Source organism: Frisingicoccus caecimuris (assembly GCF_004340975.1).
Taxonomy (GTDB): Bacteria; Bacillota; Clostridia; order Lachnospirales; family Lachnospiraceae; genus Frisingicoccus; species Frisingicoccus caecimuris.
The window spans coordinates 115,026-137,872 of record NZ_SLXA01000005.1; the positions used below are offsets into that span (position 1 = coordinate 115,026).

Below are 22,847 nucleotides of genomic sequence, written 5' to 3' on the forward strand. Positions count from 1 at the left end.
TGTATGAATCAGACAATAAAAATACCGGAAACTTACAGTATTTTGAAAAGCACATATATAGAAGAATTAAAGTCAGAGGCCCTGCTTTTAAAACATAAAAAAAGCGGAGCACGTATTGCTGTTTTATCAAATGAGGATATAAATAAAGTATTTCACGTGGCGTTTCGGACACCGCCGAAGGACAGTACCGGAGTGGCTCACATTCTGGAGCATTCGGTTCTCTGCGGTTCTGATGAATTTCCGGTCAAGGATCCCTTTGTAGAGCTGGTCAAAGGCTCATTAAATACCTTTTTAAATGCCATGACCTATTCGGATAAAACCGTCTATCCGGTGGCCAGCTGCAACGACGCGGATTTTCAGAATTTAATGCACGTCTATCTGGACGCCGTATTCCGTCCGAATATTTACAAGAGTAAAGAAATCTTCTTACAGGAAGGCTGGCATTACGAGCTGGAAAGTAAGGATGCACCTTTAAAATATAATGGTGTGGTTTACAATGAGATGAAGGGCGCTTTCTCATCGCCGGAACAGGTACTCTATCGCAAAATCAGTCAGACCCTCTACCCGGATACAACTTATGGTGTGGAATCCGGCGGCGATCCGGCGAATATTCCGGATTTAAGTTATGAAGAATTTCTTGATTTTCACAAACGATATTATCATCCATCCAATGCCTGGCTATATCTTTACGGAAATATGGATGTGGAAGAAAAACTCCAATTTATAGATGAACACTATTTGAGTCATTACGATAGTATGACCGTAGATTCTTCCATTCAGAAGCAGCCACCTTTTGAAAAAATGCAGGAAGTATGTTCGTCTTTTGCCGTTACGGATGATAATGAATTGAAAGAAAATACCTACCTGAGTTATAACGTGGTCATTGGTACAAGTCTCGACAGGGAACTTTATCTGGCGATGCAGATACTTGAGTATGTGCTCATGTCTTCTCCCGGAGCCGTACTTAAAAAAGCACTTTTGGAGAGCGGTATTGGCAAAGATGTTTTTGGAGAACTGGACAATGGTGTTTTACAGCCATATATGAGCATCATTGTAAAAAATGCAGAGGCCGGTCAGAAGGATGACTTCCTGAAAATCATTCGGGAAACGCTTACCCGACTTGCCGATGAAGGAATTAACCGGAAGTCATTGATGGCTGCAATTAATTATTATGAATTTAAATATCGTGAAGGCGATTTCGGTCGTTATCCGGCCGGACTTATGTACGGACTTCAGATGATGGACAGCTGGCTCTATGATGAGACGAAGCCATTTATTCATATCCAGGCCAGCGATACCTTTCAAATGTTGAAAGAAAATGTGGATAAAGGTTATTTTGAACAGCTGATTCGTACATGGCTTCTGGATAATAACCATAGTTCTCTGCTCATCCTCGCACCGGAGAAGGGGTTGACGGAAAAGACGGAGGCGGAGACAGAAAAGAAACTGGCTGAATATAAAGATGGATTGTCCGAAGAAACTCTGGAAGCTATGGTGCGTCAGACAAAGGCTTTGAAACAGTATCAGGAGGAACCTTCGGCACCGGAGGATTTAGAGAAAATTCCGATTCTAGAAATTGAAGATATTGAGCCGAAACCTCAGCCGTTCTATAATAAGTATGAAGAAATTCATGGATATCCGGTGCTTTATCATGATGTGGAGAGCCGGGGCATCGCCTATGTGAAATGGGTATTCGATACGGGTCGGGTGCCCTTTGAAAAAATACCTTATATCGGTCTGTTGTCCTCTGTGCTTGGAAACATCGATACGGAACGTCATAGTTATACCGAATTGGCCGATGAAATCAATATTCATACCGGCGGTATCCGGTTGAACACCAATATTTATACGGAGCAGGGCAGTGCCAATATCTTTTATCCGAAACTGGAAGTGGTGATGAAAGTACTTGTCCCTAAGCTTTCCGATGGGATACGGCTGATGGCAGAGGTCATGTCGGAGAGCAGACTTTCCGATACGAAACGACTGAAAGAAATCATCGGTCAGTTAAAATCCCGTATTGAAATGATGATGAATGGCAACGGTCACACCGTAGCTGTAAACCGGGCCACCAGTTTTATTTCCCTTGCCGGTATGTATAGGGAATATGAAGAAGGATTGGCTTATTACCGGTTTATCGAGAGATTAAATAAAGATTTTGATACGCAGAAGGAACACATCGTTAAGGAGCTTAAAGAGACGGCAGAACTCATTTTTTCTAAAGGAAATGTTCTTTTGGATATTACCGGTTCAGAAATATCTTTAAATTCCGTTGTTGGTGAGATGGTTTCTGTTCTTGGACCGGTTTTAGCTGAATCCGATAAAATGCCGTCCGGGCTTGAGGAGGGAATTTTGCCGGAGGTGGGCTCCGCGCTGCGTCAGTCCATGGAGGGCGTTACGACGGAGGCGTATGCAACGGCGGGAATGGTCCAGTACGATGCCTGTGCGGGAGACTTTGCCCGGGCCGGATATGCTTACCATGGCGCATTAAATGTTCTCAAAGTGATGATGAACTATGATTATCTCTGGATACGTCTGAGAGTTCAGGGAGGCGCTTACGGATGTATGTGCGGCTTTTCGCCAAATGGTACCGGATATTTTACTTCCTACCGGGATCCGAATCTGAAAGAAACTTATGAGGTTTATGAGGGTGCTGTAGATTATGTGAAGAATTATGAAGCGGACGAACGGACCATGCGTAAGTTTATTATCGGCGCTGTCAGCGGCATTGATGTACCGCTTGGAGCTTCGGATAAAGGCGCCCGCTCTTTAAGCGCATGGCTGACTCATACATCTTACGAAAAACTACAAAAGAATCGGACAGAACTTCTGCATGCGGATGTGGAAACGATAAGAAGTCTCGCCGGTATCGTGGATGCAGTCGTGCATTCGAATATTCGCTGTGTTGTGGGCAGCGCATCAAAAATACAGGAAAATAAAGAGATGTTCCAGAAGGTTGAACCACTGACTGGGGCCTGACAGGGAGAATACAATATATGGAAAAAAAACAATTTAAATCGGGTTTTGTCACGCTCATCGGGCGTCCCAATGTGGGCAAATCCACACTGATGAATCAGTTGATCGGACAGAAGATAGCGATTACATCGAATAAACCCCAGACGACAAGAAACCGGATTCAGACCGTGTATACAAGTGATGATGGGCAGATCGTTTTTTTGGATACGCCGGGAATCCATAAAGCGAAAAATAAGCTTGGCGAGTACATGGTGAATGTGGCGGAACGGACGCTCAATGAAGTCGATGTGGTATTATGGCTTGTGGAACCGTCCACCTTTGTGGGAGCGGGAGAGCAGCACATCATTGAACAGCTTAAAAAAACAAAGACGCCGATTCTTCTTATTATCAATAAAATGGATATGGTAAAAAAAGAAGAACTGCTGGAAGTGATGAAAGTATACGGCGGATTGATGGATTTTGCGGAGATTATTCCATGCTGCGCATTCACCGGTGAAAACTGTAAAGACGTTATTGCTTCGATTATGAAATATCTGCCGGAGGGGCCGAAGTTTTACGACGATGACGTGGTGACCGATCAGCCTGAACGGCAGATCGTGGCCGAACTGATTCGGGAAAAAGTCCTGCGTCTCATGGATGCGGAGGTGCCTCATGGCATCGCTGTCTCTGTGGAATCCATGAAAATGCGCCGTCATGGGCATATAATGGACATTCATGCAACGATTGTATGTGAGAGGGATTCCCATAAGGGAATGATCATCGGCAAGCAGGGGCGGATGCTTCAGCAGATTGGCCAGAATGCCCGGTTCGAAATTGAAAATCTGCTGGATACAAAGGTCAATCTCCAACTTTGGGTGAAGGTTAAGAAAGACTGGAGAGACAGTGATTTTCTTATAAAGAATTTTGGATACGATAAGAATGATTATTAGGTGATAGTGTGATAGAATCGACGGCGGTCACCGGAATGGTGATCGGGACATCTCCCATAAATGAATATGACCGGCGCGTGGTACTTCTGACAAAAGAACGGGGTAAGATTACCGCTTTTGCCAGAGGGGCCAGGCGACAGTACAGCGCTATGCTGGCCGGAACTCAGCTTTTTGCTTTTGGTACCTTTCGGGTGATCGAAGGCAAAAATGCCTATACCCTTGTTTCAGCGGAGATTACCAATTATTTTGAAGCCATTCCAAAGGAACCGCTGAGAGCCTGTTATGCATCTTATTTTCTGGAAATGGCCGGATATTATGCCAGGGAGAATAATAACGAAGTAGAGTTGTTAAAACTGCTTTATCAGACACTTCGGATTCTGTGCCGGGATTCAGTGCCGAAGGCTTTGATCCGGGTCATTTATGAGCTGCGGATTTTTGTTGTTAATGGCGAGTATCCGGAATGTTTTCACTGTGTCTGCTGCGGTGAAGAAAAGGGATTGGGGCATTTCAGCCCGATGCGAAACGGTGTTGTCTGTGAGAAATGTCTTCCACAAGCCGGGCAGGTGCTGACTTTAAACGCTTCGGCTCTCTATGCAGCCCAGTATATTATCACATCCCCCATTGAAAAACTTTATACATTTAATGTGTCATCCGAAGTCCTGCGCCAATTGCAGAAGATGATGGAGTATTACATAAGGGAGCATATCGATAAAACATTTAAATCTCTGGAAATTCTGAATATTATGGAAAATTCAGGTGGAATTTAAAATAAATAGATTTTCAGAGTTTGTACCTATAAAAAATCTTGAAAAAAGCCCTGATAAAGGATACAATAAAACAAGCGAAAAGAATTGAGTGAGGTAAAAGCATTATGGAAAAAACAATGGAAAAAATTGTTGCTTTGGCAAAGGCAAGAGGATTTGTATATCCAGGTTCAGAAATTTACGGCGGCCTTGCCAATACATGGGACTATGGCAATCTCGGCGTAGAGCTGAAAAATAATGTAAAACGTGCATGGTGGCAGAAATTCATTCAGGAAAATCCATACAATGTCGGTGTGGACTGTGCGATTCTCATGAATCCTCAGACATGGGTGGCTTCCGGTCATCTGGGCGGCTTTTCAGACCCATTGATGGACTGTAAAGAATGTCACGAACGTTTTCGTGCCGATAAGATCATTGAGGATTTCAGTGCAGAAAAAGGCATTGAACTGACAAGTTCCGTGGATGGCTGGTCCAATGAGGAGATGCAGAACTTTATTGCAGAACATAAGATTCCATGTCCGTCCTGCGGCGCTCATAACTTTACAGAAATCCGTCAGTTTAATCTGATGTTTAAAACTTTCCAGGGTGTTACAGAAGATGCAAAGAATACGGTATATCTCAGACCGGAAACGGCCCAGGGTATTTTTGTTAACTTTAAAAATGTTCAGAGAACATCCCGCAAAAAGATTCCTTTCGGTATTGGACAGATTGGTAAATCTTTCAGAAATGAAATCACACCAGGTAACTTTACGTTCCGTACCCGTGAGTTTGAGCAGATGGAACTGGAATTTTTCTGTGAACCGGATACGGATCTGGAATGGTTTGCATACTGGAAAGATTTCTGTATCAACTGGCTGAAATCTCTCGGTATGAAAGAAGAAGAGATGCGTGTCCGCGATCATGATAAAGAAGAATTATCCTTCTACAGTAAGGCAACTTCGGATATCGAATTCCTTTTCCCATTTGGATGGGGCGAGCTGTGGGGGATTGCCGACAGAACCGATTATGACCTGACACAGCATCAGAATGTATCTAATGTGGATCTGACATACTTTGATGATCAGAAAAAAGAAAAATATATTCCATATGTTATTGAACCATCCCTCGGAGCTGATCGTGTTGTTCTGGCTTTCCTTTGCGGGGCTTATGATGAAGAAGAACTCGAAGGCGGCGATATGCGGACCGTCCTGCGTTTCCATCCGGCTCTGGCACCTGTGAAAGTCGGCGTACTTCCATTATCCAAGAAATTAAATGAGGGCGCTGAAAAAGTATTTGAAATGCTCAGTAAAAAATATAACTGTGAGTATGATGACAGAGGCAATATCGGAAAACGTTATCGCCGCCAGGATGAAATAGGTACACCATATTGTGTAACCTATGACTTTGAATCGGAAGAGGATGGCTGTGTTACCGTACGTGAACGTGACAGTATGGCTCAGGAACGCATTAAGATTGAGGACTTGGCGGCATATTTTGAAGAAAAGATGCAGTTCTAATCCTTGACTAACACGGGGTTATGTTATAAAATTAACATATAAATTGTATTTAATAAAATACAAAAAACAAAAATATTATAATGAATTAGGAGGAATGACCAATGAACAAATGGGTCTATATGTTTACAGAAGGTAATGCCAATATGCGCGAACTCCTTGGCGGCAAAGGTGCAAACCTGGCCGAAATGACAAATTTAGGACTGCCGGTTCCACAGGGTTTTACAATTACAACAGAAGCGTGTACACAGTACTACGAGGACGGTCGTGCGATCAACGATGAGATTATGGGACAGATCATGGAAGCTATCACCAAGATGGAAGCCATTACCGGAAAGAAATTTGGCGATAAAGAGAACCCATTGCTCGTATCTGTTCGGTCCGGTGCGAGAGCATCCATGCCAGGTATGATGGATACCATTTTGAACCTTGGTCTGAACGAAGAAGTTGTTGAAGTTTTATCCGCAAAATCCGGTAATCCACGTTGGGCCTGGGACTGCTACAGAAGATTCATTCAGATGTATTCGGACGTAGTTATGGAAGTAGGCAAGAAATATTTTGAAGAGCTGATCGACAAGATGAAGGCTGAAAAAGGCGTAACTCAGGATGTTGAGCTGACGGCTGATGATCTTCATGAACTTGCAAATCAGTTCAAAGCTGAATATAAAGAAAAAATCGGTGTTGATTTTCCAACAGATCCAAAGGAACAGCTGATGGGTGCGATCAAAGCCGTGTTCCGTTCATGGGACAACCCGCGTGCGAACGTATATCGTCGTGATAATGATATTCCATATTCCTGGGGTACAGCTGTTAATGTACAGATGATGGCTTTTGGTAACATGGGTGAGACATCCGGTACAGGTGTTGCGTTTACACGTGATCCTGCAACAGGTGAAAAACATCTGATGGGCGAATTTCTTATGAATGCTCAGGGCGAGGATGTTGTAGCCGGCGTTCGTACACCACAGAAGATCGACCAGTTAAAAGATGTTATGCCTGAAGTTTATGAGCAGTTTGTAGGTATCTGCAATACTCTGGAAAACCATTACAGAGATATGCAGGATATGGAGTTTACAATTGAAGACAGACATCTGTACATGTTACAGACACGTAACGGTAAGAGAACAGCTCAGGCTGCTCTGAAGATTGCCTGTGACCTTGTCGATGAAGGTATGATCACGGAAGAAAAAGCTGTTGCGATGATTGATCCTCGTAACCTGGATACATTATTACATCCACAGTTTGATCAGGCTGCTTTAAAGGCTGCAGTTCCTGTTGGAAAAGCTCTCGGTGCTTCTCCTGGAGCTGCCTGCGGTAAGATCGTATTCTCTGCAGATGATGCTAAAGAATGGGCAGCCAGAGGTGAAAAAGTCGTTCTTGTACGTCTCGAGACATCTCCGGAAGATATCGAAGGTATGAAAGCTGCTCAGGGTATCCTGACAGTTCGCGGCGGTATGACTTCCCATGCTGCTGTTGTTGCCCGTGGTATGGGTACATGCTGTGTATCCGGCTGTGGCGATATCGTTATGGATGAAGAGAATAAGAAATTCACACTGGCCGGTAAAGAATACCATGAAGGTGATGAAATCTCCATCGACGGTACGACCGGTAACATTTACAGCGGTATCATTCCGACAGTAGATGCAACCATTGCAGGAGAATTTGGCCGTATCATGGGTTGGGCGGACAAGTACAGAGTTCTTAAAGTACGTACCAACGCCGACACTCCGGCTGACGCTAAGAAAGCCCGTGAACTTGGTGCTGAAGGTATCGGTCTTTGCCGTACAGAGCATATGTTCTTCGGTGAAGGCAGAATTGATGCTTTCCGTGAAATGATTTGTTCCGAGAGCGTTGAAGAAAGAGAAGCTGCCCTTGAAAAGATTCTTCCATATCAGCAGGGCGACTTTGAAGCATTATATGAAGCGCTTGAGGGAACTCCGGTTACGATTCGTTTCCTGGATCCGCCGCTTCATGAATTCGTTCCTACAGAGGAAGAAGATATTGAAAAACTGGCTGCCGCTCAGAGCAAGAGCGTTGAGACGATCAAAGGTATCATTCAGGGCCTTCATGAATTCAACCCTATGATGGGCCATCGTGGATGCCGTCTGCCGGTAACCTATCCTGAAATTGCTGTAATGCAGACAAAGGCGGTTATCCGTGCAGCTCTCAATGTTCAGAAAGCGCATCCGGACTGGACGATCGTGCCTGAGATCATGATTCCGCTGGTTGGCGAAATTAAAGAATTAAAATATGTTAAGAAATTCGTTGTTGAGACAGCCGATGCAGAGATTGCTGCTTCCGGTATCGATCTGAAATATGAAGTTGGTACGATGATCGAGATTCCAAGAGCTTGTCTGACCGCTGATGAGATTGCTACAGAAGCCGATTTCTTCTGTTTTGGTACAAACGACCTGACACAGATGTGCTTTGGTTTCTCCCGTGACGATGCGGGCAAGTTCCTCGACGCTTACTATGACGCTAAGATCCTGGAGAGCGATCCATTTGCCAAACTCGACCAGAAGGGCGTTGGCAAGTTGATGGATATGGCTATTACATTAGGTAAGCCGGTAAATCCAAATCTCCATATCGGTATCTGTGGTGAGCACGGCGGAGATCCATCTTCCGTAGAATTCTGCCATAAGATTGGGCTGGATTATGTATCCTGTTCACCATTCCGGGTGCCAATCGCAAGACTGGCTGCAGCACAGGCAGCTATCGCAAATAGGTAGGAGTTCTCTTTCCTTTGAATTGTAATTAACAGTTAAATACGATAAGCGTATCATTAGAAATAGTGGTACGCTTATTTTTATATAAGCAGCCACAAAAATTGAATCCTACGCATAACAGCCATCTTTAGACCATCTTAATACGGACATAAATATTCTTTTACCTTCTTAATCCAGGCGGACGTATGATAAAGAGCAGATAAAGTGTTGTAAAGGAGTAGTATATGTATGAGTACATTTGTTCAAGAAAGAAAAGATTGACGTCGTCTCAGATTATTATTTTTGGATTTTCCGGTGTGATTCTATTAGGAGCAGTTTTTTTGATGTTGCCGATCTCGAATCGTGCGGGAATGACAACATCGTTTTTAGATGCATTGTTTACATCGACTTCCGCCGTATGTGTTACGGGACTTGTACTCCATGATACTGCCACCTATTGGTCCACCTTCGGACAAGTAGTCATCATGCTTTTGATTCAGATCGGAGGCATGGGGGTGATTACAGTGGCTGCTTCTTTTGCGATGATCTCAGGAAAAAAGATTTCCTTAATGCAGCGGAGCACGATGCAGGAGGCTATTTCAGCGCCAAAGGTGGGAGGCATTGTCCGGCTGACTAATTTTATTGTAAAGATGACGCTTTTAATCGAAGTGTCGGGAGCCGTTGTTATGGCTCCTGTGTTTTGCCGGGATTTTGGAATCAAAGGACTTTGGATGGCGTTGTTTCATTCCGTATCCGCATTCTGTAATGCGGGATTTGACCTGATGGGAACGAAAGCGGTATTTTCGTCGTTGACCGGTTATGCCGCCAATCCGGTAATTAATCTGACGATCATGTCATTGATCGTTGTGGGCGGCATTGGTTTTCTGACGTGGGACGATATCCGGACAAACAGGCTTCACTTACATAAGTACAGGATGCAGAGCAAAGTCATTCTTTGCACAACAGTGATTTTGCTGGTTGTTCCAGCCATTTATTTTTTCTTTTGTGAATTTGCCGATCTAGGGTTGTCAGAAAGAATATTAGCTTCATTTTTTCAGTCAGTGACACCAAGAACAGCCGGATTTAATACGGTGGATCTGACCGCTATGCACGAAGCAGGGCAGTATATAATCATCATGTTGATGTTGATCGGAGGAAGTCCGGGTTCTACCGCAGGAGGAATGAAGACGACGACGATTGCAGTGTTGTTTGCCGCGTCAATCGCTACATTTTGCAAAAAAGAACATACACACTTTTTTGGCCGACGAATCGGTGATGATGTGGTCAAAAATGCGGCAACCATTCTGCTTATGTATCTTATATTATTCTTTTTTGGCGGGCTGGTCATCAGTATGGTTGAAGGGCTTCCTATGCTCACTTGTCTGTTTGAGACTGCTTCAGCAGTGGGTACAGTAGGACTTTCCATGGGGGTTACACCGAGTCTTGGTATATTATCCAGGATAATTCTGATTCTGCTCATGTTTTTTGGCAGAGTCGGCGGGCTGACGTTGATATTTGCTGCCCTGTCCAGTACGAAAAAGAGGGTTGCAAAACTTCCGAAGGAAAAAATAACCGTTGGATAAAGGAGGAAACAGTTATATGAAATCAATACTTTTAATCGGATTGGGACGATTTGGAAAACATATTGCCATGCATCTGAATCAGTTGGGACATCAGGTCATGGCAGTCGATCATGAAGAGGAGCGCATAGAAGCGGTACTGCCGTTTGTGACCAATGCCCAAATTGGTGACAGCACAAATGCGTATTTTCTTGAATCCCTGGGCATAAGCAATTATGATGTCTGCATAGTGGCCATTGGAAATGATTTTCAGAGTTCTCTGGAGACGACCTCTCTGCTTAAAGAACTTGGGGGCAAAATGGTCGTGGCCAGAGCAGCCAGAGATGTGCAGGCCAAGTTTCTCCTGCGCAATGGGGCGGATGAGGTGGTCTATCCTGAAAAACAGCTTGCCAAATGGACAGCAATACGTTATAGTGCCGATCATATTCTGGACTATATAGAGCTGGATGAAGACCATGCAATGTTTGAAGTTTCAGTTCCGGAAGATTGGGCCGGTCGAACGATCGGACAAATTGACATTCGAAAAAAATTTAATATCAATATTATGGGTATTAAAAAAAGCGGAAAACTGGTATTGTCAATTTCTCCCGACACGGTACTGGAAGCCGAAGATACCATGCTGGTGCTTGGAAGAAATAAGAATCTGCAAAAATGCTTCCGCATATAAGGCGGGGAGCAGATCAGGAAAACAGAAGGTGAAAATATGCAGGATATGTTATTGTTGGCAGCGGCAGCAGCAACATTTGGTCTTGGCTGGATATTAATGAAAAAACTGGATTTTTTTCTGGAAAATCACTGTCAGACACTGAATCCTCAGTTACGATATGGCTTTTTATCGGCATCTCATGCTATAATAAGAGGAAATATGTGGAACAAAGTTCAGGGGATTGCTGTCAGAAAAGGAGAAAAACAAATGAAAATGTCAGGACAAGATCCAGATTCATTATTACGTCCGATTCGTAAGGATACGCCCACTGAAAGCCGGGGGAAGCTGAAAATATTTTTTGGTTATGCGGCCGGGAGCGGAAAGACCTATGCGATGCTGCAGGCGGCTCATCAGGCAAAAGAACGCGGAATGGATGTGGTGGCGGGATATATAGAACCGCATGGACGTCCGCAGACGATGGCCTTGCTTTGCGGTTTGGAACAGATTCCGACAAAACAAATCCAGCATGATGGAATTATTTTACGGGAATTTGACATTGATGCCGCTCTGAAACGGAGACCTCAGATCATATTGGTGGATGAGTTCGCCCATACCAATGCCGAAGGCAGCCGCCACGCCAAACGGTATCAGGACGTGGAAGAACTATTAAATGCCGGCATTAATGTTTATACAACGGTCAATGTCCAGCATATCGAGAGTCTGAATGACATGGTTGCTTCCATTACCGGAACAATGGTAAAAGAACGTATCCCGGATTCCGTCTTCGACCAGGCGAATCAGGTGGAACTGGTGGATATAGAGCCGGAAGAGCTGCTGGAACGAATGGCAAGGGAAAGTGTCAGTCAGAGAGAGCAGGCAGAATGCGTTGCGGAAAATCTGACTGCTTTGCGCGAGGTCGCCCTGCGGCGTTGTGCCGACCGGGTAAACCTTCTGACAGAAAGTGCCCGGATTCATGGCCGCAGTGAATATCATACCGATGAGCATATTCTGGTATGTCTTTCTTCATCGCCCTCTAATGCAAAAATCATTCGCACAGCCGCAAGGATGGCAAGGGCCTTTCGAGGAACCTTTACAGCTCTTTTTGTGGAGACGCCGGGTGGGAAGTTCATGAATGAAAGCGATAAAAAAAGACTGCGGGAAAATATGCGTCTGGCGGAACAGCTTGGCGCAGCTATTGAGACCAGCTATGGAGAGGATGTCCCCTATCAGATTGCCGAGTTTGCGAGACTATCCGGTGTTTCCAAAATTGTGATCGGACGCAGCACAGCAACCCGAAAAAGTGTATTTGGCAAGCCGACTCTAACGGAACGTCTGATTGATGCTGCTCCCAATCTGGATATTCATGTGATTCCGGATGCCAATGCTGAAAACAAATATTCGGATTTAAAAATAAAAATGTCCGGTGCTATGCCGGTGCGCGATATAGGGAACAGCCTACTTGTGCTGTTGATCGCTACATTGATTGGTTATATTTTTTATTCTCTCGGATTTACGGAAGCAAATATTATTGCTGTCTATATTTTCGGTGTTCTGATCACTTCGATCATTACGACAAATCGTCTGTGCAGTCTTGTGACTTCGTTTGTCAGCGTGCTGGTATTTAATTTCTTTTTTACCATCCCGCGCTTTACATTTCATTTTTATGATCCGGATTATCTGGTGACATTTACCATTATGTTCATGGTAGCAATTTTGACAGGCTCGCTGGCTACCAAGTTAAAGGACAATGCAAAGCAATCTGCCCGCGCGGCATTTCGAACGAAGATTTTGTTTGAAACAAATCAGCTTTTTCAAAAAGAAACGGATGAACAATCCATCTTAAACGCAACAGCAGAACAGCTTATAAAATTGCTGAAACGGGATTTGGTGATCTATCCTTCTGAGGGAAAGAATCTGGCTGACCCGGTCATATATCGGGTGGGACACGGCGATACGTATGATTTGACTTCTGAAAATGAAAAGGCGGTGGCGGCATGGGTTTTTCGAAATAACAAACATGCGGGGGCCACAACGGACACTTTATCCAATGCCAGATGCCGGTATCTGGCTGTCCGGGTCAACCAACAGGTATATGGCGTGGTGGGCATTGCTATGGATGAAGTACCCCTGGATTCTTTCGAAAATAGTGTTCTTTTGTCAATTCTTGGCGAATGCGCTCTCGCTCTGGAAAATGTAAAAAATGCCAAAGAAAAAGAAGAGGCGGCCATAATGGCTGAAAATGAACAGCTCCGGGCGAATCTGCTTCGGGCAATTTCTCATGATCTGCGTACGCCGCTGACATCTATTTCCGGGAGTGCCAGCAACTTATTGACGAACTATGAGAAAATGGATGATGCTATCAGAGTACAGACGTTTACAGATATTTATGACGATTCCATGTGGCTGATCAATCTGGTGGAAAATCTGTTGGCCGTTACCAGAATTGAAGGCGGCCGGGTCAATCTGACAAAATCTGTGGAACTGATGGATGAGGTGATCACAGAAGCTCTGCGGCACATTAACCGCAAGAGTAAAGAACATATCATTCGCACCTCTTTCTCACAGGATTTTCTTTTGGCCCATATTGATGCGAAACTGGTCGTTCAGGTGATTATTAATCTGGTGGATAATGCCATTAAATACACACCGGCCGGATCAACCATAGAAATTTGTACAGACAAAAAAGATCAGTGGATTGTTGTATCTGTTTCCGATGACGGCCCTGGAATTCCTGATGATCAGAAGTCTCGGATTTTCGACATGTTTTACAGCGGAACAAATAAAATTGCAGACAGCCGCAGAAGTCTTGGCCTGGGACTTTCTTTGTGCAAATCCATCGTTACTGCCCACGGTGGTACGATTTCCATATCGGATAACCAGCCAAAAGGTGCTATTTTTACATTTACATTGCCAGCAGGGGAGGTTGAACTGAATGAATAAACCTTTGATTTTGGTCGTGGAAGACGATCCTCCGGTACGTAACCTGATCACAACAACATTAAAAACAAATGACTATCGATATTTAATTGCAGCCAATGGAGAAACTGCAGTTTTGGAAGCTTCTTCGCATAACCCGGATATTGTATTACTTGATTTGGGATTGCCGGATATGGATGGCGTACAGGTAATCCAAAATATCCGTACCTGGTCAAATCTTCCGATCATTGTTATCAGCGCCAGAAGTGAGGATAATGACAAGATTGAGGCGCTGGATGCGGGAGCAGATGATTATTTGACCAAACCCTTTTCTGTGGAGGAACTACTGGCAAGACTGCGAGTGACACAACGCCGACTTTCAATCATGACAGCAGAAATGCTGACGGCCAGCTCCGTATTCGTCAATGGAAAACTGCGGGTGGATTATGCGGGTGGATGCGCCTATCTGGATGAGCAGGAAATGCATCTGACACCGATTGAATATAAACTGTTGTGTCTGCTCTCAAAGAATGTCGGAAAAGTACTCACCCATACCTTTATCACACAGAATATCTGGGGGCGGAGTTGGGATAATGATGTTGCGTCCCTGCGTGTTTTTATGGCGACACTCCGAAAGAAGCTGGAACCGGACAGTGATTCGCCCCAGTATATCCAGACACATATCGGCGTTGGGTATCGAATGATGAAAGTGGAATAAGTGAGAATAGTTGTACGTAATATTCCTTGACAACAGAGTTTCAGTTTACTATAATAATAAAGTGAAATCAGCGGAAGACGATGGCGTCAAAAGATACGTTTGGTGTGCCTTGTGTTCCGCTTTTAAATCATTTTGAGGAGGAATTATAAAATGAAAAAACCATTAGCATTATTATTATGTTCCGCTATGGTCGTTGGTGCCCTTGTTGGATGCGGTTCCAAGAAAGAAGAAACAAAGGCTGCTGAAACGACTGCTGAAACAACAGCGGAAACCGGTGAAAGCAAAGCAGCAGCAGGCAGCGATAAAGAGTGGATCATCGCAACAGATACGGTTTTTAAACCTTTTGAGTATACCGATGAAAGCGGTAACTTTGTAGGTATTGACGTGGACATTCTTGCAGCGATCGCAGAAGATCAGGGATTCAAGTACGAGTTACAGAGTCTTGGTTTTGATGCGGCTGCTATGGCTGTACAGGCCGGACAGGCAGATGCCATCATTGCCGGTGCAACGATCAAACAGGAACGTATTGATTCCGGATGGATTTTCTCCGAAGGCTACTATAATGCAACACAGACTTTTACTGTTGCAGCAGACAGTGACATTGCAAGCTATGAAGATCTGAGCGGCAAGAATGTTGCTGTAAAACAGGGTACAGCAGGTGCGGATTTTGCGAACAGCCTGAAAGATGAATATGGCTTTACAGTAACTGTATTTGAAGATTCACCATCCATGTATCAGGATGTTATTCTCGGAAACAGTGCGGCATGTGTTGAGGATACACCAATTATGGCTTCCAATATTAAAGAAGGCGGACTTGCGCTTAAGATTCCGGAAGGCATGGAGAGCGAAGGCGCGCCGTATGGTTTTGCTATTATGGATGAAAATGATCAGGAATTACTGGATATGTTCAATGCCGGTCTTGCAAACATTAAAGCAAACGGTACATACGATGAAATTATCGCAAAATATTTAGGTGAATAATAATTGGATATTTTAAAGGGGAATGCCGGGGATTCTGAAAGAATTTCCGGCATTCTTGTTTTTTTATTATCCATGTGATAGAATTATTAGTATTCAATAAATATATACAGAAGGAGAAGTGTGAATGGGCGCGATACTTAATACTTATTTCAACATGTTGTTGAAGTCTCTCGGCAATACGATGCTGCTGACATTGCTGGCGTTGGTTTTTGCCCTGGTCATCGGTCTGATTTTTGCATTGATGAATGTTGGCAAGAATCGGGTATTTAATTTGATAGGCACGATTTATGTGGATGCGGTGCGCGGCGTGCCGTTGATCGTATTGGCATATTTTATCTATTTTGGCATACCTCAGGGAGTGAAATCTCTGGGATTTACAGATTTCAGATTGACAGCTCTGCAGGCCGGTGTTGCTGCACTGGCGATGAACTGTGGCGCTTATATGGCGGAGATTATCCGTGCCGGTATTGAAAGTGTGGATAAAGGTCAGATGGAGGCTGCCCGGAGTCTTGGACTTCCTTATGGGACGAGTATGCGTCGCGTTGTTCTTCCTCAGGCGATTCGCACGATGATTCCTTCTATTATTAATCAGTTTATCATCACACTGAAAGATACATCCATTCTTTCTGCGATTGGATTTCCTGAACTTACGAACACAGGTAAGACGGTGGCCAGCAATACAATGGCTCTCATACAGACGTGGGCGGTCATTGCCCTTTTCTACCTGGTTGTTATTACATTGCTCAGTAAGTTAGCCAAGTATATGGAAAGGAGGATAAAACGTGGAACAGAAGAATATTAAAGTTCATGTGGCGAATCTGAAAAAAAGCTTCGGTAAGTTAGAAGTTTTAAAAGATATAAGTATGGATATTGAGGAAGGCGAGGTTGTTGTTCTTCTCGGGCCTTCCGGGAGCGGTAAATCCACCTTTCTGCGGTGCCTGAATCAGCTTGAGGTGGCGACAGACGGTACGATCATTGTGGACGGTTTTAATGTGACGGATAAACATGTGGATATTAATAAAGTCCGTGAGAATATCGGAATGGTATTCCAGCATTTTAATCTGTTTCCTCATATGTCGGTTATAGAGAATATCATGCTGGCGCCGGTGGAATTAAAAAAGATGACGAAGGAAGAGGCGAGAGAAAAGAGTATGCAGCTTCTTACCCGTGTTGGTATGGAAGCGAAAGCGGATGCTTATCCGCCGCAGCTTTCCGGCGGTCAGAAACAGCGTGTGGCCATTGCCAGAGCTTTGGCGATGAATCCGGATATTATGCTCTTTGATGAACCGACATCCGCTCTGGACCCGGAGATGGTCGGCGAAGTTCTGGAGGTCATGAAAGAATTGGCCAGGGGCGGCATGACCATGGTCGTGGTTACTCATGAGATCGGATTTGCCAGAGAGGTCGCAAATCGAATTGTTTTTATGGATGGCGGTTATATTGTGGAGCAGGGAACACCGGAAGAAGTTCTCAAGAATCCAAAGGAAGCAAGAACCATTGATTTCCTGAATAAAGTTTTATAAACCGGAAGGAGAAGGTCCTTATGAGGAAAATTATTACGATCAGCCGTGAGTTTGGCGCTTATGGCGGGACGATCGGCCTTAAAATCGCAGAGAGATTGGGTTATGAGTTTTACAATAAAGAAATTATTTTACAGGCTGCCAAATATTCGAACGTGGATATGGACAGTCTGCAGAGGTGGGATGAGAAAGTGCCGGCCAATTTCGGTTTCGCCCAGAGCTTATTTGACTTTTATAATAAACCTTTAAATGAAAAGCTGTTTGCGGCTCAGAAAAAGGTGATTCGGAGCATTGGCGAAAAAGGTAATTGTGTCATTGTCGGAAGAAATGCCAATTCCATCTTGAGAGAGTTTGATAATGCGCTCCATGTCTTTGTCCATGCGGAACCTTATTTCCGAATCATGCATCTCAAGGAAAAAATGCCGGATTCGTCAGAATCAAAGATTATTGAACGTATGCGGGCCGTGGATAAGACCCGAAGAAAGTATTGCTCTTATTACACAAACACGGAGTTTGGTGTAGCTGATTATTATGATCTCTGTTTGAGTTCATCCACATTGGGCGTCGATACCTGTGTAGATATCATTTGCCAACTGGCAGAGAAATAAATTTATAGAATAAAAAAGATAGAACGGTGGAGTCAGTGTCATACATATGATTTCACCGTTAAATTTTTTCAGAGAGGGAGAGCAAAATAGGGTGTTGACTTATTTATCCTACAAGTGTAATATTATAAAATATAAATCCTACACTTGTAAGATAAAAGGAGGTCATATACCATGAAAAAAAGATTGATCCTGGTCATTCTCATACTTATGTTCAGTGTGACAGGATGCACAGAAAAAGTCCGGGAAGATAAAAAAGATATATTGGAAGTCGGTCAGGAAACAGGCAAATGTATTCAGGATATTTATGCATCGGCCTCAGATTCGGGAAAGTTGACAGATCCGGAAACCATGGAAGCAATTCTGGAACGTCTTGGCAGCGAGGGTTACAGCGCTGTGGATGAGAAAAATCAGTTTAATATGACCCACCCGGAACCGGTGGAAGCATTTTGCCAGAAGGTCAGTGATGGGCAGCCAGGGGAAATGCGGTTGATTGTGGTCATGTCCACAGCCAGCTTTAGTTGTTATGAATTTTCCTGCGATGGTGACGATGTGAAAGTTACCAAATGTGTCGTCAACTGGAATGAAAATCAGCCGGAAGCCGGATTTAAAGAGGAATTTTCGGCGGTGTCCTGGCTATATACGGATAAAGGATATTTGTTTTTTGAACGTTCTTTACCGGCAGGATATGAAAAAACCATGGGGTATACGGGTATCCGTGTAAAGCCGTTAGATGCTCAGTGCCGGGAAGCCTGCCGGGAATATATCATACCGGTGAATTACTATCTCAATAATATGTTCATCTGCGACTGGGACGAGATGGATTTTAATACGCTGAACTTTTATGATTTGTTTGAACCACTGTATCGTATGAATTATGACTGTGATTCTCCTTATGGTGTCAATGTGAAAGATGACCGCTATGAAATCCCGGGAGATGAGTTCGAAGGATTGTTTTTAAAATATTTCAATATGGATGCAGATACACTCCGAAAGCGTACGGTCTATCAGAAAGAGGGGCAGGTATACCAATATCGGCCGAGGGGGATGCATGACGCGGCACGTATTACGGATATCCCCTATCCTGAGGTGGTGGACTGTATTCAGAATGGCGACGGCACATTTACGTTGACAGTGGATGCAATCTGGCCGGCAAAGATGATGGATCGTGCTTTTTCTCATCAGGTCATGATTCGGCCTATGGAAGACGGAAGTTTCCAGTATGTGTCCAATAGGGGGATTCCTCTGGAAAATGCTGTAGAACCAAACTGGTATACGGAGCGGACAGCCATCAGTATATTGACAGAAGAAGAGCGAAACAGGCTGAGAGAGGAGGCCTTGGCTCTGGCCGCCGCTGACAAAGATATCTGCAGTAAGGTCGATGAAATGAATGCAGACAGGTACGAAGACGCAGTTAAGTTTTATGATGCCTATAAAGAGGGAAGAGACGGGCAGGTGACTCTGTACCGGGCCTATAACAATGGAATATTTGGTGCGATCACATTTACTTACAGGGAAGGACGGCTTCAAACCTGCTTTGTGGGGATTCACTGGAACCGGAAAGGGACAGCGGAAGTCTATCAGACAGGCGATGGCAATATTGTAGATTTAAATCTGACGAAAAAAGGTTATTTTATCTATACGAATGAATTTACAGTCATGCACGGAAGTCTGAGGGAATATTTCCGATTGAAACCGTTGCCGCAGAAATGCCGGGAATTGACAGAAAAATACATATCTGGTTTAAGTTATGTGGATTATGAACTCCTTTTGAATAACTGGGATCAGGAGCGAGTTGCTGCATATGTAAATACGTCTCTTTTTTTGGATATTTACCGAATAAAGACAGGAGGAATTCCCGAGTTAGAAAATGGGAGGATTCCGGCAGAAGTTTTTGAATCGGTGATGACGGAAGCCTTTCCGGTAACTGTGGAACAGCTTCGAAACAACTGTCATTATGAGGAGGAAAGTGAAAGCTATCCATTGCAGCGCGCATGTGCTAAGCAGTTTGCACCTTTTGGTGAGGTGGTGGATTACCGGGAGAACGGCGACGGTACGCTGACACTTTTCGTAGAGGCAGTGTGGCCCGATTATAATACGGACTGTGCCTATAAAAACGAAATTCTGGTGGAGCCATTTGACGATGGAAGTTGCAGATATTTATCGAATAAAGTCGAAAAAACAGGAACAGACAGGGAAGTATTGGCGGATGAAGGAAATATCCTACTTGGAGTCAGTGATTATGACGGAATGGCAAATTATGAGAGAATGGAAGCTTTTCTTGAAAAAGCAGAGGCAGGAGAGGCATGTGAAGCGGAGGTTTATGAAATCCATGCTGACGGCGGCTACGGCAAATATCGGTTTCATTTTGATGGACAAAATATGCGGGTAGACCTTGATGTTGTCACCTGGGATACACAGGGACCGATAAGTATGGGAAATTACGAATATCAGATAGAAAATTGGTCTTATACGGAGAAAGGATGGTTTAGCTATACTCTGGATGTGCCCGAACCGCCGGAAGTATCGGAAGTCATTCAGGATCAGGTGATGATGCGGGTGCGCCCGATGCGGGAGGATTACAGAAATTTTACCGAAGAGTGGCTTGTCCCCGTCGGGTATCAGCGAAATAATATGTTCAGCATTGAATGGGACAGCCAACATATGGAAAAACTGGATTTTAACGGACTTTACGAAGCTTTCTATATGCTTTCCTGCGGTGAAGTTTTTGAAAGCGATGATTTTCCGAAGGGAATTCCGGCAGAAGAGTTCGAGGAACGGATGCTGAAATATCTTCCGATAACGCGGGAAAGTCTTAGAGAATATGCGGCTTACAATGAAGCGGCAAATAGCTATGGATGTGCCAATCTGGGATGTGGCAATTACTCAGCGGACGCTTTTTGGACTTCCATCCCGGAAGTTGTGGATATGTATGAAAATGGGGATGGGACGTGGACGGTGACAGTGGATGCCGTATGTAAAAGAAAGGGTACTGACCGAATCTTGAGTCATGAATTGACGGTGGATTTTCCGGAAGAAGGTACGATCCGGTATTTGGGAAATCATATTCTAAATGAAGGGGCAAGCCGGATTCCCCTTTACCGGTATCGTGTCAGTCAATGAATAAATTAATGGATAATGCCCAGGTCAGATAAAATGACCTGGGTAATTTCAGCGGCCCGGCTGCCAGAGGCATTGTCCAAATCTTCTATGTGAGTGGCAAAGAAGTACATCTGTCCGTTGCTTTCTGTGAAACCAATAAACCATCCGCGGATGTTGTGGTCGTTTACATTTCCGGTACCAGTCTTGCCGTAGAGGGCGCCGCCAGGAGTGTTGTATAGATAAAGGGCATCTTTTACGGTAGCGATATGGGAAGTGGAAAACATCTGTCCGGCGGATGAATCCTGGGATGTCAAATCGGCAAAAATTTCTTTTAATAAATAAACCTGTTCTGCCGGGGATATCTTCAAAGAGGATTCAAGCCAACAGGATGGAAAACCGCCGCTTAAATCTCGGTTTCCATAGCCAATGTTATCGAGGTATTGCCCGGTTCTGGCCTTTCCCATGCCTTCTTCCAATGTCTGGAAATACCAGTTGACAGAATTTTTCATAGCAGAATGTAAATCCTGATCCTGGTTCCAGGCATCAAATGCCCGAATCTCACCGTCCCATGTCATCTCAGAATTTTCCGGCGTGATGAAGCCGGCATCCAGAGCAAAGAGCGCTGCGTAGATTTTATAGGTCGAGTCAGGGGATACCCGGACGAGAGCTTTTTCCTTATTATAGATTTGCCAGGTGTTCCGGGACAAATCATAGAGTACGAAACTTCCTTCTGTATCTCCAAAACAGGCGGACAGATCTATTTCAGAAATTTTAGAGTTTTCATCAAAAATGGATGCTTTATCTGTATTCTCCAGGGAGCTTTCATCTTCGATTTTTCCGGAGGCTGAAAAGGCAGGATAAAGAGCGTAAGTCGCCAATACAGGGGACAGTGAGAGAAGCAGGGCGGCAATGCTCAGCCCAATACAGGTGCTTTTTATTCCGTCAGCCCTTGTCGGTTTTTTGTAGGCGGCAATGCGACGGATACGCCGGGTCAGCTGACGCATATTGCCGCTGATACCGGAGACCGATGAAAATATATCCGGAGACATTCTTTCAGCCAGATGAATCAAAGTGTTTCCGTAAGCCAGAACATTTTCTTCACCGAGCCTGTTAAGAACCGATGTATCACAGGCAATTTCCCGATCATTCCGTATCTCGTCCATGGCAAACCATACCAGAGGATTTGGCCAGTAGAGCAGGTGGAAGAAATTTATCAGGGCGTTGGTCAGTGCATCTCTTTGTTTATAATGAACCAGTTCATGCAGAAGCATATGGCGCAGGGACTGGTACAGGTCCTGGGAAGTGTCCGCCATATCATCGATCAGATGAGACGGAAGATAGATGGCCGGGCAGAGGATGCCGGTCATTACCGGTGATTTTAAAAGTAGTGTACTGTAAAGAGAAGGCATCTTTTTTATTCCCAGTTCGGTGCAGCATTGTTCAAAGAGCCGGCAAAGTGCAGGATGGTGTACGGTGACGGCTGACTGTTTCATGAGGAACAGTTTTCGGTGGGCTCTGAGCTGGATGCTCAGCATAAAAATAATACCGGTCATCCATATGACCAGACAGAACATTCCAAAAAATGTGGGTGTTTTTTTATTTACAGAAACAGTAAAATCATTCATCCAGTCCCGGGAAGTGCCCATGATCGTCTGCAGGGCTCCGGATGTTTGAACCGGAGTTTCCGGAAAAATGTATCTGCCCTGGCTGGCAGATGCAGTGGTGAGCGTTTTGGGCAGTTTCACCGGGACAAAGGGCAGCGCCATGAGCAAAAAAAGAACAGACCAGAGCCGATAAACAGCCTGGGCCGACAAATGGTTTTTAAACAAGTGTTTTATGGCGATCACAGCCAGAATGCTGAATGCGATAAAAAGGTTACACAGGATAAAATGCAGGCCAAAAGATGTCATGATAA

15 protein-coding genes are annotated in these 22,847 nt (G+C 44.3%); 14 read left to right on the forward strand and 1 reads right to left on the reverse strand.

The window, feature by feature from the left end:
* Positions 1–3 precede the first annotated feature (3 nt).
* The 14 genes from EV212_RS07095 to EV212_RS07160 all read left to right on the forward strand — a co-directional run bounded on the left by EV212_RS07095 (position 4) and on the right by EV212_RS07160 (position 20,953).
* A complete protein-coding gene (locus tag EV212_RS07095; RefSeq protein ID WP_132090957.1) occupies positions 4–2,976 on the forward strand; it encodes an insulinase family protein in 2,973 nt (990 codons plus the stop codon).
* A gap of 17 nt (positions 2,977–2,993) precedes the next feature.
* Positions 2,994–3,902 (forward strand): GTPase Era, encoded by a 909-nt coding sequence (gene era, locus EV212_RS07100; RefSeq protein ID WP_132090960.1) that lies wholly within the window; start codon positions 2,994–2,996, stop codon positions 3,900–3,902.
* A gap of 8 nt (positions 3,903–3,910) precedes the next feature.
* Entirely contained in the window at positions 3,911–4,669 is a 759-nt protein-coding gene (recO, locus tag EV212_RS07105) for a DNA repair protein RecO (protein ID WP_243115498.1), read from the forward strand.
* Between the two features lie 104 nt (positions 4,670–4,773).
* Positions 4,774–6,162, forward strand: coding sequence for a glycine--tRNA ligase (locus EV212_RS07110; RefSeq protein WP_132090963.1), 1,389 nt, complete (start codon positions 4,774–4,776; stop codon positions 6,160–6,162).
* 101 nt (positions 6,163–6,263) lie between these two features.
* Entirely contained in the window at positions 6,264–8,888 is a 2,625-nt protein-coding gene (ppdK, locus tag EV212_RS07115; protein WP_132090966.1) for a pyruvate, phosphate dikinase, read from the forward strand.
* A 221-nt stretch (positions 8,889–9,109) separates the two neighbouring features.
* Positions 9,110–10,447, forward strand: coding sequence for a TrkH family potassium uptake protein (locus EV212_RS07120; protein WP_132090969.1), 1,338 nt, complete (start codon positions 9,110–9,112; stop codon positions 10,445–10,447).
* A gap of 16 nt (positions 10,448–10,463) precedes the next feature.
* A complete protein-coding gene (locus EV212_RS07125; protein WP_132090972.1) occupies positions 10,464–11,111 on the forward strand; it encodes a potassium channel family protein in 648 nt (215 codons plus the stop codon).
* A gap of 246 nt (positions 11,112–11,357) precedes the next feature.
* Entirely contained in the window at positions 11,358–14,030 is a 2,673-nt protein-coding gene (locus EV212_RS07130; protein ID WP_132091098.1) for a DUF4118 domain-containing protein, read from the forward strand.
* Positions 14,023–14,724, forward strand: coding sequence for a response regulator (locus EV212_RS07135; protein ID WP_132090975.1), 702 nt, complete (start codon positions 14,023–14,025; stop codon positions 14,722–14,724). Before EV212_RS07130 ends, EV212_RS07135 begins: the two co-directional genes overlap by 8 nt.
* Before the next feature lie 150 nt (positions 14,725–14,874).
* On the forward strand, positions 14,875–15,705 hold the full coding sequence (locus tag EV212_RS07140; RefSeq protein WP_132090978.1) for a transporter substrate-binding domain-containing protein: 831 nt from the start codon (positions 14,875–14,877) through the stop codon (positions 15,703–15,705).
* 124 nt (positions 15,706–15,829) lie between these two features.
* Positions 15,830–16,507: an amino acid ABC transporter permease gene (locus EV212_RS07145; protein WP_132090981.1), complete on the forward strand. Its 678-nt coding sequence runs from the start codon at positions 15,830–15,832 to the stop codon at positions 16,505–16,507.
* Positions 16,488–17,228, forward strand: a complete 741-nt coding sequence (locus tag EV212_RS07150) for an amino acid ABC transporter ATP-binding protein (RefSeq protein WP_279221986.1) — start codon at positions 16,488–16,490, stop codon at positions 17,226–17,228. Before EV212_RS07145 ends, EV212_RS07150 begins: the two co-directional genes overlap by 20 nt.
* 20 nt (positions 17,229–17,248) lie before the next feature.
* Complete coding sequence (locus EV212_RS07155) at positions 17,249–17,833, forward strand: cytidylate kinase-like family protein (protein ID WP_132090984.1); 585 nt, start codon at positions 17,249–17,251, stop codon at positions 17,831–17,833.
* Positions 17,834–18,004: 171 nt separating this feature from the next.
* Positions 18,005–20,953 carry a DUF6070 family protein gene (locus EV212_RS07160; protein ID WP_132090987.1) on the forward strand — a complete coding sequence of 983 codons (2,949 nt, stop codon included), beginning with the start codon at positions 18,005–18,007 and terminating at the stop codon, positions 20,951–20,953.
* A gap of 5 nt (positions 20,954–20,958) precedes the next feature.
* Here the strand turns inward: EV212_RS07160 and EV212_RS07165 are convergent, their stop codons facing one another.
* Entirely contained in the window at positions 20,959–22,842 is a 1,884-nt protein-coding gene (locus EV212_RS07165) for a BlaR1 family beta-lactam sensor/signal transducer (protein ID WP_132090990.1), read from the reverse strand.
* Between the last annotated feature and the right edge of the window lie 5 nt (positions 22,843–22,847).